The sequence below is a fragment of the Pseudomonas sp. NDM genome, assembly GCF_003105095.1.
Classification (GTDB): domain Bacteria; phylum Pseudomonadota; class Gammaproteobacteria; order Pseudomonadales; family Pseudomonadaceae; genus Aquipseudomonas; species Aquipseudomonas moraviensis_A.
This window is the reverse complement of record NZ_QETJ01000008.1, coordinates 41,649-55,809: the sequence shown is the minus strand read 5'-3', so window position 1 is coordinate 55,809 and position 14,161 is coordinate 41,649. Positions and strand designations below refer to the sequence as shown.

At 59.9% G+C, this 14,161-nt stretch carries 11 protein-coding genes; 4 read left to right on the top strand and 7 right to left on the bottom strand.

What is annotated here, in order from left to right; genetic code table 11:
- Positions 1 to 9: 9 nt before the first annotated feature.
- Positions 10 to 210, bottom strand: coding sequence for a DUF1656 domain-containing protein (locus tag DCO47_RS03845; RefSeq protein WP_016774855.1), 201 nt, complete (start codon positions 208 to 210; stop codon positions 10 to 12).
- A complete protein-coding gene (locus DCO47_RS03840; protein WP_116657492.1) occupies positions 200 to 2,335 on the bottom strand; it encodes an FUSC family protein in 2,136 nt (711 codons plus the stop codon). Before DCO47_RS03840 ends, DCO47_RS03845 begins: the two co-directional genes overlap by 11 nt.
- A 170-nt stretch (positions 2,336 to 2,505) precedes the next feature.
- On the opposite strand from DCO47_RS03840, the gene DCO47_RS03835 reads away from it, so the two are divergent.
- The 3 genes from DCO47_RS03835 (at position 2,506) to DCO47_RS03825 (ending at position 6,863) form a co-directional block, all read left to right on the top strand.
- Positions 2,506 to 3,561: a tetratricopeptide repeat protein gene (locus tag DCO47_RS03835; RefSeq protein WP_116657491.1), complete on the top strand. Its 1,056-nt coding sequence runs from the start codon at positions 2,506 to 2,508 to the stop codon at positions 3,559 to 3,561.
- A gap of 132 nt (positions 3,562 to 3,693) precedes the next feature.
- Complete coding sequence (locus DCO47_RS03830; protein ID WP_116657490.1) at positions 3,694 to 5,196, top strand: ATPase domain-containing protein; 1,503 nt, start codon at positions 3,694 to 3,696, stop codon at positions 5,194 to 5,196.
- Complete coding sequence (locus DCO47_RS03825; RefSeq protein ID WP_065616291.1) at positions 5,193 to 6,863, top strand: ATP-binding protein; 1,671 nt, start codon at positions 5,193 to 5,195, stop codon at positions 6,861 to 6,863. Before DCO47_RS03830 ends, DCO47_RS03825 begins: the two co-directional genes overlap by 4 nt.
- Positions 6,864 to 6,908: 45 nt before the next feature.
- On the opposite strand, the gene DCO47_RS03820 is transcribed toward DCO47_RS03825, so the two are convergent.
- From DCO47_RS03820 to DCO47_RS03800, 5 genes are read right to left on the bottom strand one after another with little or no spacing between them, the layout of a single operon-like run.
- A complete protein-coding gene (locus DCO47_RS03820; RefSeq protein ID WP_039761562.1) occupies positions 6,909 to 7,286 on the bottom strand; it encodes a response regulator in 378 nt (125 codons plus the stop codon).
- A gap of 44 nt (positions 7,287 to 7,330) precedes the next feature.
- Positions 7,331 to 8,545, bottom strand: a complete 1,215-nt coding sequence (locus DCO47_RS03815) for a hybrid sensor histidine kinase/response regulator (RefSeq protein WP_042610076.1) — start codon at positions 8,543 to 8,545, stop codon at positions 7,331 to 7,333.
- Complete coding sequence (locus DCO47_RS03810) at positions 8,539 to 9,132, bottom strand: chemotaxis protein CheB (RefSeq protein WP_042610077.1); 594 nt, start codon at positions 9,130 to 9,132, stop codon at positions 8,539 to 8,541. The genes DCO47_RS03815 and DCO47_RS03810 overlap by 7 nt, the downstream gene beginning before the upstream one ends.
- Positions 9,129 to 9,962: a protein-glutamate O-methyltransferase CheR gene (locus tag DCO47_RS03805; protein ID WP_064362669.1), complete on the bottom strand. Its 834-nt coding sequence runs from the start codon at positions 9,960 to 9,962 to the stop codon at positions 9,129 to 9,131. The genes DCO47_RS03810 and DCO47_RS03805 overlap by 4 nt, the downstream gene beginning before the upstream one ends.
- The gene (locus DCO47_RS03800) at positions 9,962 to 13,435 is read right to left on the bottom strand and encodes a response regulator (protein ID WP_064362672.1); all 3,474 of its coding nucleotides are present in this window, start codon (positions 13,433 to 13,435) and stop codon (positions 9,962 to 9,964) included. Before DCO47_RS03800 ends, DCO47_RS03805 begins: the two co-directional genes overlap by 1 nt.
- 264 nt (positions 13,436 to 13,699) lie before the next feature.
- Here DCO47_RS03800 and DCO47_RS03795 point away from each other — a divergent pair, with 264 nt between their 5' ends.
- Positions 13,700 to 14,065, top strand: coding sequence for a response regulator (locus DCO47_RS03795; RefSeq protein ID WP_116657489.1), 366 nt, complete (start codon positions 13,700 to 13,702; stop codon positions 14,063 to 14,065).
- Positions 14,066 to 14,161 lie beyond the last annotated feature (96 nt).

Here is a 14,161-nt window from a genome sequence, read left to right as displayed (position 1 = left end):
TTCAAGACATCAGGCTCCCATCAACAGAATCAGCGTGGCACAGACACAGGCGTACAGCGCGCCCTCGAACAGCGCTTCATGCCAGACCAGGCGCAGTACGCCCAGGCGCCGCAGGCACCAGTCCAGCAACATGAAAATCGGAATCGCCAGTAACAGCGCTTGGGCAATCGGCGGCAGATAGACGCCGCCAATCTCGAAATCAATGGGCAAGTTGCGGTTCTCCTTGCAGGACTTGAGGTTGCAGATGCTCGCCGTGGCGCTCGAGGAACGACACCACAATCAGCAGCGCCACGCGCATACGGAACACCGACCATAAATGTTCGTGACTGTCGGCGTGCAGCTCGTCCAGCTCATCTCCGAGTTGGTGCAGCGTGGCAAGCAGTGCGGCGAGTTGCACATCACCGCGTCCGGCAACCAGGCGACCGGTTTTGCGTAACGCCGACGCCAGGCGCTGGCCGAACGCGTCGGTGAGCAATCCATTGTTCAAAGCCTGCTGCCGCAGTTGATGCATGGCGACGCCCACGGCCACGCAAGCCAGACTGATTTCGTACAGGCGCTGCATGGCGCGGTCGTTCGCCGCTGGGAGCAGGCCGAGCATGCTGGTCAGGCGATCGGTCATCCGACTCTCGAAGGCGAATTGTTGTTCATCGGTCGCCGGCATTTTGCTGAGCTGGTACACCTGCTCCCGCGCTTCGCCGTACAAACGGCGAATGCGCAAGTCCGGGCGGAAGGGAAAGATCAGTGCATAGACGATCAGGGCCAGCATCGCTGCACTGACATAAGCGCCGGCAAATTCGAACCATTGGATCGCCGTGTTCTGCCCGGTGCCGGTATTTTGCGGTCCGAGCATGAGAAAGCTCGACAGGCCGAGGCCCATGCCTATCCCGGCGGTGGCCGGACTGGAAATGCCCACGGCAATGGCATACAGCAGCGGCGCGAGCAGCAAGGCGAGCATCTCGAAATCACTGATCGCCGGCACCAGCATGAACTGATAGAGCGCCGACACCACCAGCGCCAGGCCCAGGCCCCGCGCATAGCTTTGCGCAGCCATCAGCGGACGCGGGAAGGTCGCCATCAGCGAGCAGAGAATCCCCACCAGAATCATCCCGCCCCGGGCGCCATCCCACGCGGTTTCGATCCAGATCAGCCCGCTGACCAGAAGCGCAGTAAAAGCGCGAATCGCGTTCATCGAGGCCAGGGTGAAATCCAGGTGCAACGGACTGCTCTGGCCGCGATACAGACAACTGGCCGGGCGCCCTTCCTGTATGGCGTCGCTCAGTTCGAGAATCTGGTCGAGTTGCTGCAGCAGGCGCGCCTGCTCCCAACGCAACGCCCACGCCAGTGAACGCAGGGTCGCGCTCATGTTCTCGGTCTGCTGCTCGGCCTTGTAGGCCAAGGCTTCGAACTGTTGCTGCAACGTGACGAAGCGCTGCCGATCGGCGCCAGACAGCGCGCGACCCTGTTGCGCCAATTGCTCCAGCAATGCCAGTTCCTCGGCCCGCAGTTGCTGAACCTCCAGCGGCAGATCGCCCTCCCAGCGCTCGATGAGCAATTCGCGTTGATGACGCAGCGCGGTCAGTCGCGACGTCAGCAACATCAGCTGATTGCCGAGCAGCAATACCAGGTTGTCGGCACTGCGCAGACGCGGCGCATCGAAATACAAATGGCGCCGCAACCCTTCCAGTGCGCTGATTTCACCGAGCAGTTGCATCTGCCGACGCTGGAACTCGGCTTCGCCTTTTTCCGTGCGAAGCACCTCGGCGGCGTGGCTGGCCGCCAGTTTGATCACCTGATCGATTTTGGCGAAATAGCCCTTGGCAACCGCTTCAGGCCGGGCCGTGAGCAAGCTGACCACACACACGCAGGCCACCGCCAGCAGGGTTTCGGTGACTCGGGTGACGGCGAGCAAAAAGGTGCCGTCCTGATCCGGAATCGCCAGCAATGCTACGACCACTGCGGTGTAGCCACTGAGCACGAACGCCTGGGAGCTGGTGTAGCGCAACAACGTGCCGCCCGCCGTGCACAGCGCCAGCCACAACGCCAATGTGGTAATGAACGGCAGCGGCGCCTGAGGAAATATCGCCATGATCAGCACTGCCACCGCCGCACCCACGGTGGTGCCGATCACCTGACCGAAACTGCGCGCCAGCGCCATCCCCGCCAGTGGCTGGCTGACAATCACCACGGCCATGATCGACCATTTCGGCTGTTCGAGATCGAAAATGAACGCCAGATAAAGGGTCAACAGCCCGGCGGCGATGGTCCGCAGGGCAAACAGCAAAACAGCCTGACCGGGATGGATCAAAGCCTTGAAATAGGTGAACAGCGCTGACATGGGCACACTCTTTAAAACGACTTCTGCAAGCGTAGACACTGCCACAAAAGCCTGACGGATTTCACAGTCGACACGTGTCGTAGGACGTTTCGCTGGCAAGGGTTTGACTCACGCGCCAAGCTGACCGAAGCTTGCCGCTCTGCTCAAGTTCGAAGCTTTCGGAAACCCGCATGACTCAGTCCCGCCGCAACCTGCTGATCGGCCTAGGCCTCGTACTGATCCTCGGCGTCATCTGGCTGTCCTTGCGCAGCAGCACACCGACCATTCCCGATGCTATCAAACATGGCTACAGCGAAGCGCTCAACGCCGCCCGCACCGGTGAACCCGGAGCGGCGCGCCAGTTGTACCAGCAATTGGGCCGCCCGGACATCTCGGTCAAGCGCCGGGTCTGGCTGCATGGCGAGCTGCCCAATTATCCGAGTCCGCAGGCACTAAAACTCGCTGATATCGACTTGCACCACGAAGCGCCACAAGTGCGCGTCGCGGCGATCAAAAGCATCGTCGGCCTCGTACCCGGCGGGCAGCGCAGTCTGTTGCTCGGGCCGTTGCTCGACGATGAAGTACAAACGGTCCGTTTCGCCGCAATCAACGCCCTGCTCGGCCTGACGCCTGACGAGCTAGGCCTGTATTTTGCGCCGCTGCAGCAGGCCATCGATGGCTGGCAGCAGAATCTCGAAAGCCAGCCGGAAAGCGCCGCCCATTATGCGCAATTGGCCCGCCTGTATATTCACAACGCCGAGTACAAACAGGCTCAAGAGGCCTTGGACAATACCTTGCGCCTGGAGCCCGGCAACCTGCCGGCGCTGGTCATGCAGATCGATGTACTCGATCGCCAGGGGCAAAGCGATGCCGCTCGCCAGTTACTCGCCCGCCAGCTCAAGGCGCAGCCTGATTCGGCCTATCTGCAGCACGCCCTCGGTCTGTGGCTGCTGCATCACGGCCAGCGCGAATACGCGCTGCTGGGCCTGTCCAAAGCCGTCGAGCTGGAGCCCGACAACAAGGATTATCGCTACGACCTTGCCACCACTCTGCACAGCGCGGAAGAGCTGGAAGCGGCGCAGAAACAATTGCAGGAAATCGTCCAGCGCCACCCCGCCGACCGCAAGGCGCGGGTGCTGCTGATCAATTACTGGAAGGAAAGCGGCCAGTTGCAGAATGTACAGATTCTGCTGGCGCAACTCGAACAACTGAATCCAGACGACCCGGCCCTGCAACAAGGTCTTTAATCAAGCTATAGCGGGTGCAATCGGCCACCTGTCCAAAGAAAAAGCGGAACCGTGAACACGCCCTGAGGTCAAGTTACTCAGGCGGCTCACCTAAGCCAGCCGCCGATTACCCTAGTCATAAGAGGGCATTTTTTGACTACATCAAACGAGTTGATCAGTGCGAAAGCTGCCGTTGGCATCGCAGGTCTGGATGACATCCTCGCCGGTGGCCTGTCTCGCGGCCATGTGTTTTTGCTCGAGGGTGAACCCGGGACCGGCAAAACCACGGTAGCTCTGCATTTCCTCCGCGCCGGAGCGCTGGAGGGGGAACGCTGCCTGTACATCACTCTCTCGGAAACCGAGAAAGAACTGCGTCAAGGTGCACTCTCCCATGGCTGGGAGCTGAACGAGAACATCCAGATCTTCGAACTGACGCCGCCGGAAAGCCTGCTGAACGCCGAGCACCAGCAAAGTCTGCTGTACTCCTCGGACCTTGAGCTGGGTGAGGCGACCAAGCAGATTTTCGAAGTGGTCGAGCGCTTCAAACCGACCCGCGTGGTGCTCGATAGCCTCTCGGAAATCCGTCTGCTGGCGCAAAGCTCCTTGCGCTATCGTCGGCAGATCCTGGCGATCAAGCACTACTTTGTGCGCTACGACGCCACCGTCCTGTTGCTCGATGATCTGACCACTGAGTCCCTCGACAAAACCGTGCACAGTGTCGCCCACGGCGTCATCCGCCTTGAAGAGCTGACACCGAGCTACGGCGCCGAGCGTCGTCGAGTACGAGTGGTCAAGTATCGCGGACAGAAATACCGTGGCGGTTTCCATGACTTCACCATCATGGGCGACGGCGTCCACGTCTTTCCACGCCTGGTGGCGGCCGAACATCGCGGCGATTACGCACGTCTGCAGTTGTCCAGCGGTATCCCGCAAATGGACGCCCTGCTCGGTGGCGGTATCGAAACCGGCTCAAGCACGCTGATTCTCGGCCCGGCCGGTACCGGCAAATCACTGATTTCGATGATCTTCGCTGCCGCTGCGGTGGCTCGCGGCGAGAAAGCCGCGCTGTTCATTTTCGATGAAGAGCTGGGCTTGCTGTTCGAGCGTATGCGCCATATCGGCATCGACCTTAAAGCCTTGCAGGCGACTGGCAATCTGCTGATCGAGCAAGTGGACGCCGCTGAGCTGTCGCCCGGTGAGTTGTCGCATCGCGTGCGCCGTTGCGTTGACGAGCGCGACATCAAGACCGTCGTTATCGACAGCATCAACGGTTATCAAGCGGCGATGCCGGAAGAAAACGCGCTGGTGCTGCACATGCATGAGCTGCTGCTGTACCTCAACCGTAAAGGCGCGGCGACCTTCATGACAGTTGCCCAGCACGGTCTGGTCGGCGACATGCAGGCGCCGGTGGATATCACCTACCTGGCCGACACGGTGATTCTGTTGCGTTACTTCGAAGCCCTGGGCAAGGTCCGTCGGGCCATTTCGATTATCAAAAAACGCACCGGTAGCCACGAATCGACCATTCGCGAATACCGGATTTCCTCGCGCGGCATGACCATCGGTCAACCGCTGGAATCCTTCCAGGGCGTGCTGCGTGGCGTGCCGACCTACATCGGAGCGGGTAATCCGCTGCTCGAGGATGAAAGCTTGTGACGGTCAATACCCCGTTGGCCGAACGGGTGCTGATTCTGGCGCCCATGGGTCGCGACAGTCAGATTGCGCTGATGATCCTCAATGAGGCCGGATACGGTGGCCTGATTGCGCCGGATCTTGGCGCCCTGCGGACCGAGCTGGAACTCGGCGCAGGGCTGCTGCTGATTGCCGCCGAAGCGCTGCGCGGGCCGGAACTCGGTGATCTGATCGAATACCTCGATCAGCAACCCGCATGGTCGGATCTGCCAATCGTCCTGCTGACTCATCACGGCGGCGAGGAACAGGGGCCGCCGTCGCGACTGAGCGCGCTGCTGGGCAACGTGACGTTTCTCGAACGACCTTTCCATCCCGCGACGCTGGTCAGTCTGGTCTCCGCCGCCCTGCGCGGGCGGCGACGACAATATGAAGCGCGCGATCGTCTGATCGACCTGAGTGAAAGCGAACGACGCCTGCAATCGACCCTGGAAACCCTCGAGCAGCAGGTCGAAGAACGCACCGCGCAACTTCGCCACAACGAAGAAGCGCTGCGCCAATCGCAGAAAATGGAAGCGGTCGGCCAACTCACTGGCGGCATCGCCCACGACTTCAACAACATGCTCACCGGCATTATCGGTAGCCTCGAACTGCTGCGCCGACGTCTGGCCAGGGGGCGTACCGAGGATCTCGACAGCCTGATCGATCTCGGCGTGACGTCCGCCAACCGCGCCGCCGGCTTGACCCATCGCCTGCTGGCGTTCTCGCGCCGTCAGTCACTCGACCCGAAAGCCGTGCAAATGAACACGCTGGTGCTATCGATGGGCGAGCTGCTGCAACGCAGCCTCAATGAAAGCATTCATCTGGAAATGCGCCTGGACGACAACCTCTGGGTGGCCGAAGCCGATCCCAATCAACTCGAAAGCGCCCTGCTCAATCTGGTAATCAACGCCCGTGATGCGATGCCCGAGGGCGGAAAACTGGTGGTGGAGACCAGCAATCAGGTTCTGCATCGCGATTTCACTGCGGCTTACAGCAATCTGGAACCGGGCGACTACGTGATGCTCAGCGTCACTGACAACGGCAGCGGCATGCCGCAGAGCGTAGTCAGCCGCGCGTTCGATCCGTTTTTCACCACCAAGCCGATCGGCCAGGGCACCGGGTTGGGCCTGTCGATGATCTATGGCTTCAGCAAGCAATCGCGCGGGCACGTTTCGATCGACAGTGAAGTCGATCAGGGCACCACTGTCAGACTGTATCTGCCGCGTTTTCGCGGTGAGGAAGCCGAGCAACCGGTCTCTGATTCGCAACAGGCGCCCTACGCGATGGACGGCGAAACCGTGTTGATCGTCGAAGACGACCCGGCGGTGCGGGTGTTGGTCAGCGCCGTGCTCAGTGAGTTGGGTTACGCGTTCGTAGAGGCCAGTGACGCCGATGGCGCGGTACCGATCCTCAACTCGACGCAGCGTATCGATCTGCTGATCAGCGACGTCGGTCTGCCGGGCATGAATGGTCGGCAACTGGCGGAGGTCGGTCGGCAATATCGACCGGGTCTGAAAGTCTTGTTCATTACCGGTTATGCCGAGCACGCGGCGGTGCGTGGTGGCTTCCTCGACTCGGGGATGCAGATGATCACCAAGCCCTTCACCTTTGATCTGCTCACCGCCAAGGTGCGCGAGATGATCAATAGCTAAAACAACGGGCGCCGTGATGACGGATTACGGCGCCCGTCGTTTTAATCAGGCCAGCAATTCCTGAATCTTTTCCTGCAACACATCCAGATCGAACGGTTTTTCGAGAATCGGTGCCTTGTTGGTGATCGGACTGCCAGTCTCGCGGATTTCCTGCGGGTAGCCGCTGATAAAGATCACCTTGAGGTCCGGTCGCAATTTGACGGCCGGCTCGGCGATCTGCACGCCGGAGATTCCCCCCGGCAGGCGAAAATCGGTAATCAGCATGTCCAGGTGAGGTTTGCTGGCGAGGATCTCGAAAGCCTGCTCGCCATTTTCCGCTTGCAACACGCGATAGCCCTGCCCTGACAGGTAATCCGTCAGGACCATCAAGATAACCGGTTCGTCTTCGACGACGAGTACTACATCTTGCGCATCTACGCTCATGGGAAGCCTATGTTCGGTCAATAGCTGCTGATACGACCGTGTGGTCACTCAGAGGTTGCGTCGGATATGCCGTTTTCCTGGATCGGCAGACAAACGCGAAACAGGGCGCCCTCGTTGATTTCACTCTCGACGACGATGGAGCCGCCATGGGCGGCGACGATCTGCTCGGAAATGAACAGACCCAGCCCGAGCCCGGCCACCACCGTCTTGGCGGACACCCGTTCGAACTGCTGAAAAATACGCTTCTGATTCTCGGCGCTGATACCGATGCCGTGGTCCTGAACTTCGACCCGTGCCTCTTCACCTTCGCGATAAACGCGCACCTGAATCGGGCTCCGCCCGCCATAACGCAAGGCATTGGTCAGCAGATTGGACACCACTTGCTCGATGCGAAATTCGTCCCAGCAACCTTCAACCGGCGCCGTCGCCTCAAAGGACACACTGGTCTCCGCCGCTTCCATTTGCGGGGCGAAGTTCTGCAGCAGATTGCTGACCAGTTGCACCAGATCGAAACGACTCGGGCGGATCGACAGCTTGCCGGTGCGGATCCGCGAGACATCGAGCATGTCTTCGATCAGGCGGATCAGGCTTTTGATCTGTCGCTCATCGCGGTCAACCATCGCCTGCATCTTGTCGAGGGTGAACGCCGAGGCGTTGTCCCGGGCCAGGTGCATCTTGCGCAGCTGGGTTTCGAGAATCAGGCCATTGAGCGGTGTGCGAACTTCGTGGGCAACGATGGACATGAAGTCATCGCGCATGCGCACCGCTTGCTCGAGCTCAAGCTGAGTGCTTTGCAGCTGTTGCAAAAGCGCTTCCTGCTCGCGTCGGGCCTGCTCCAGCGCCTCGACCTGCTGCTTCATGGCCTTGCTCTGGCGATACAGATCGACGAAAACGTTGACCTTGCTCTTCACCGCGTGGATATCCAGCGGCTTGTGCAGGAAGTCCACCGCACCGCTTTCGTAGCCTTTGAACGCGTAGTTGAGTTCACGGCCGGCGGCGCTGACGAAGATGATCGGGATGTTCTTGGTCTTCTCGGTGCCACGCATCAACTCGGCCAGTTCGAAGCCATTCATGCCGGGCATCTGCACGTCGAGAATGGCCATGGCGAATTCGTGTTGCAGCAGCAGCGACAGTGCTTCGTCCGCCGACAGAGCCTTGTAGACCGTGCGATCCTCGCGCTTGATCAGCGCTTCCAGCGCCAACAGGTTTTCCGGCAGATCGTCGACGATCAACAGTTTGGCTTGGATATTACTCAGCATGCGATTCGTTCCAGCTCGACTAGCAGACGGCCGATGCCGTGAATGGGTAGGACATGATCCGGCTGCAGAACGTTCAGTGCAGCCTGGGGCATGGTGGCGACTTGTGCATCCTTGGGATCTTGAACAATGCTCAGGCCGCCGCAGCGCTTGACGCAGGCCAACCCGCGCGCGCCATCCTGATTGGCGCCGGTCAGCAGTATGGCGGCGAGTGTCGGGCCGTAGACGTCGGCGGCGGACTCGAACAGGTAATCGATTGAAGGCCGCGAATGGTGCACGCGATCCTCGAGACTCAGCGACAGGCTGCGATCCGCTTCGATCGACAAGTGATAACCGGGCGTGGCGAAGTACACCGTGCCGGCTTCGATATCCTGCTTGTCTTCGGCTTCTCTTACCGGCATCGCCAGGCGCCGGGAAAACACTTCAGCCAGATGACTGCGGCGCTCTTCCGGCAGATGCAGGACGATGATGATCGGCAGCACATAGCCTTTGCGCAGCGGCCCGAGCAGGGTCAGCAAGGCTTCGACACCGCCTGCGGAGGCGCCGATCACGACAGCCTCGATGCGAGGCAGGCTCGGGGTGTCGTTCATAGTTTGCGGTAGATCCGTTCTTGTTTGACCAACGCTTCGAACTGGTTCGAGTAGTTGGAAAAATCCAGGGTTTCCTTGCTGCCCAGCACCAGAAAGCCGCGATGCGACAGCGATTCATGAAACAGCCCGAACGCCCGGTCCTGCAGCTTCTTGTTGAAGTAGATCAGCACATTGCGGCAAGAGATCAACTGGGTTTCGGAAAACACGCTGTCGGTCGCCAGGCTGTGGTCGGCGAACGTCACGTTCTCGCACAGGCTCTTGTCGAAAATCGCGTAGCCATAGGCTGCCGTGTAGTAATCGGCAAAGGAGCGCTGGCCGCCCGCCTGCTGGTAATTGGCGGTGTAGGCGCGGACATTTTCCATGGAGAAAATCCCTTGCTTGGCCTTTTCCAGCGAGCGCGGATTGATGTCGGTGGCGTAGATGATCGTGCGGTCGAGCAGGCCTTCTTCGCGCAGCAGAATCGCCATCGAGTAGACCTCCTCGCCCGTGCTGCAGCCGGCGATCCAGATCTTCAGCGACGGATAGGTACGCAGCAGCGGCACCACTTCGTTGCGGATCGCCAGAAAGTGCGAGGGATCGCGGAACATCTCGCTGACCGGGATCGTCAGCAGTTGCAGCAGTTGCATGAACGCCGTCGGGTCGTGCAGGACTTTCTCCTGCAGCGCCGAGATGGTCGCGCATTCGAACTGACTCAGCGCGTGCTGCACCCGGCGCTTGATCGAAGCGCCGGAGTAGTCGCGAAAGTCATAGCTGTATTTCAGGTAAATCGCCTCGATCAACAAGCGTAATTCGATTTCGCTGTTGCGCTCGGCTGAACTGCTGCGTTCCACTAGATGCGTTCCATTTTCGGTAACCACACACGTATCAGCGAGAACAGACGATCCAGGTCGATGGGCTTGGCCAGGTAATCGTTGGCGCCTGCCTGCAGGCAGCGCTCCTGATCGTCCTTCATGGCCTTGGCCGTCACCGCGATGATCGGCAGCTTGCGCCAGCGCGGATCCTTGCGGATTTCCATGGTGGCTTCGAAGCCATCCATTTCCGGCATCATCACGTCCATCAGCACCAGGTCGATGTCCTCGACTTCGTGAAGTTTCTCGATCGCTTCGCGGCCATTACGGCCGATCACCACGACCGCGCCCTTGTGTTCCAGTGCGCTGGTCAGGGCGAAGATGTTGCGCACATCGTCGTCTACCAGCAGCACTTTGCGACCTTCGAAGACCTTGTCGCGGCTGCGCGCGGTCTTGAGCATCTTCTGCCGTTCATGGGACAGCTGCGATTCGACTTTGTGCAGAAAGAGTGTGACCTCGTCCAGCAGCCGCTCCGGCGAGCGCGCGCCCTTGATAATGATCGAACGCGAATACTTGCGCAGTTCGGCCTCTTCATCGCGGGTCAGGTTGCGTCCGGTGTAGACAATGACCGGCGGGAACGAGCAGATGTCCTCGGTGGACATGCGCTTGAGTAGATCGTTGCCGAGCATGTCCGGCAGCTTCAGGTCGATGACCATGCAGTCGTAGATGGTCGTGCGCAGCAGCTCCAGCGCGTCCTGTGCCAGACCGACCGCGGTGATTTCGATGTCTTCATCGCCGATCAGCCGCGCGATGCTTTCGCGTTGCAGATCGTCATCCTCGACCAACAGCACGCGCTTGACCTTCTGCGTCAGCTTGGCTTCGAGACGGGCGAACACGTCCTTGAGCTCTTCGCGGGTGGTCGGCTTCACCGCGTAGCCGATGGCGCCCATGTGCATGGCGGCCTCGACGCGGTCTTCGACGGAAATCACGTGCACCGGAATGTGCCGGGTTTCAGCGCGTTCCTTCAGGCGTTGCAGCACGGTGAGGCCAGAGTGATCCGGCAGGCGCATGTCGAGCAGGATCGCATCCGGCACGAACTCGCGGGCCAGGTCGTAGCCTTCGTCGGCGCCGTGGGCAACCAGGCACATGTAGCCCAACTCATGGGCCAGGTCATAGAGGATACGGGCGAAATTCGGCTCGTCTTCCACCACCAGAATGCAGCGGGTGGCGAACGGCGCCTTGTTGCGGTCATCGGCGAAGCGCGGGATGACCGCCGGAATTGCCGATGCCACCGGCGCCGCAACGGCAAGCGGTGTCGGCGTCGCAGGTGCCGGGTGGAAGGTCAGCGGCGCCGCCGGCGAGTCACCGAATTCGTGGTACTGACGCGGCAACACCAGGGTGAATGTACTGCCCTGCCCCGGTACGCTGTCGACGCTGATCGAACCGCCCAACAGTGTCGCCAGATCTCGCGAGATCGACAGGCCCAGACCGGTGCCGCCGTACTTGCGGTTGGTGGTGCCATCCGCCTGACGGAACGCCTCGAAGATACTTTCCTGCTGATCGGCGGCGATGCCGATCCCGGAATCCTTGACGCTGAAGGCAATGTGGTCGTTCGGCTGCGCGGTGATGGTCAGACTGACTGCGCCGTGCTCGGTGAACTTGATCGCGTTGGACAGCAGGTTCTTGATGACCTGTTCCAGGCGCTGGCGGTCGGTGAACAGCAAGGCTGGCGCGTCCGGCTGAACCTCGACGCTGAAGGCCAGTTTCTTATCGGCGGCCAACGGCTCGAACATCGAGCGCAAGCCGTCGACCAAACGATCGACGCGGGTGTTTTCGGCCAGCACTTCGAGCTTGCCGGCCTCGACCTTGGAAATATCCAGAATATCGTTGATCAGGTTGAGCAGATCGTTGCCCGCCGAGTAGATCGATTCGGCAAACTTGACCTGTTCCGCCGACAGATTCTGCTGCGGGTTTTCCGCCAGCAGCTTGGCCAGAATCAGCGAACTGTTCAGCGGCGTGCGCAGTTCGTGGGACATGTTGGCAAGGAATTCGGACTTGTACTTGCTCGAGCGTTGCAGCTCTTCGGCACGCTCTTCGAGCTGGATCTGCGCCTGATTCAGTTCGGTATTTTTCTTGTCCATCGCATCGCGCTGTTCGGCGAGCTGCTCGTTGGTCTGCTCCAGCTCCACCTGCTGGGTTTCCAGATGCGCCTGGGATTCCTTGAGAATCCGCGACTGCTCTTCCAGCTCTTCGTTGGCAGTCTTCAGCTCTTCCTGCTGCACTTGCAGCTCTTCATTGAGCTGCTGGGTTTCGGCCAACACTTCCTGCAAACGTTGACGGTAGCGTGCTGCTTCGATCGAGGTGCCGATGTTGCCGGCAATCAGCTCCAGCAGCTCGATGTCGCGCTCGCTCAGCGGACGCAGGAAACCCAGTTCGATCACACCGTTGACCCGGTCGTCATCGCTGGTCGGCACCACCAGCACACTGTGCGGCAGGCCGGCGCCGAGGCCGGAGCTGACTTTGAAATAGTCGGCCGGGACCGAATCGAGACGGATCAAGCGTGCTTGTTCTGCGACCTGGCCGACGATGCCCTCGCCACTGTAAATCGTTTGATTCAGCTCTTCCTGCTCGCGTGAGAAGCCGTAAGTAGCGACGCGCTTGAGGCCGCCATGCTCTTCGCGCACATAGAGAGCGGCGACGGCGGTGCCGAGGTATTGCGCACAGAATTGCAGGATGTTGCGCCCCAGCAGATTGAGCGTCAGTTGCCCCAGCACCTGCTCGGCCAATTGTGTCTGGCCGTTACGCAGCCACGCCTGTTTCTCCAGACGCTCGGCGCTGGCCTGTTGCGCAGCGAGGTTGGCGCTGTAATTGGTCGAGAGATTGACCAGGTCCCGTCGACCGATGTAAGCCAGCAACCCGCTGATACCGACGATGAAGATCAGGTAAAGCGTGATGCTCCAGATCGTAGTGCGGCGCACGTCTTCGTTGCGTGTGGCACGCAGCACCTGCTCGGTCTCGATGACGTCTTCGAACTGCTTGCGAATTTCATCGGTCAGGCGCTTGCCCCGCCCGGCCTTGACCGCACCGCGATAATCGCCGCTGCTGCGCTGCAGATCGATCATCGACTGCGCGTAATTGGCCCACTCCACCTGCAACGCCTGCAAACGCCGCAGGCGATCGGTCTGCACCGGATTATCGGCGGTCAGCTCCAGCAACGTATGGAGGGCGACATCGATACGCGGTTTGGCGATTTCATATGGGTCGAGGAAGTGCTCGTCACCGCTGAGCAGATAACCGCGCATGCCGGTTTCCAGATCGACGGTGAGTTTCACCGCCTCATTGGCGTTATTGATCACCCGGTCGGTGTGCTCGACCCATTGGATGACGGACAGCAAATAAGTGATCAGCGAGACGAAAAACACCGCACTGAGCACGCCGACGCCCAGCGGCAGGCTGACGTTGCGACTCAGGAGTTTGCGGAACCGTTGTTCATCAACCGAGGACGGAGAGGACATGGGGCAGCCTTGTCGAACTGTTGAAAACCCGAGAGTTTGCCCCAAAACCCTGGCATGGATCCATTTTTCTCACACATTTGATGGCATTTTCCTACGCACGCCTGCGCATTGGACGACGCCAACGGTTATCCTTGCCGCACCGCACGTACGTGTTCTTTTTTGTATCAGCCTGGGAACTTGTGGCTATGCGCCACTTACTCATGCAAGAGCCCGGCAATTTCGATCACCCGGTATCCCCCGATTTCAATTTTTGAGAGTCCCGCCATGTCTGCCAATGCCTCCACCATCCTTGTCGTAGAAGATGACAACATCGTGCGCATGCTCATCGTGGATGTGCTTGAGGAGCTGGGATTCACTGTGCTGGAGGCTGAAGACGGTAATGCGGCACTCAAGATTCTCGCGAACGCTGGCGAGCAGATCGATTTGATGATGACCGACCATGGCCTGCCTGGCATGGATGGCCGCGAACTCGCTGACAGGGCGCGGGAACTGCGCCCTGCTCTGCCCATCCTGTTTGCCAGCGGTTATGCCGAAAATATTCCGGTGCCCGCCGACATGCATGCCATCGGCAAACCGTTTTCCATCGATCAATTGCGCGACAAAGTCAAAAGCATCCTGAAAAAATCCTGATAGTTGTTTCACTGGAAGCAACTTGTCATATCCGATAACACCCGGTAATCAACTATCACCGCCATTATCCGAGCTGCATCTCTATCCTGAATGAAC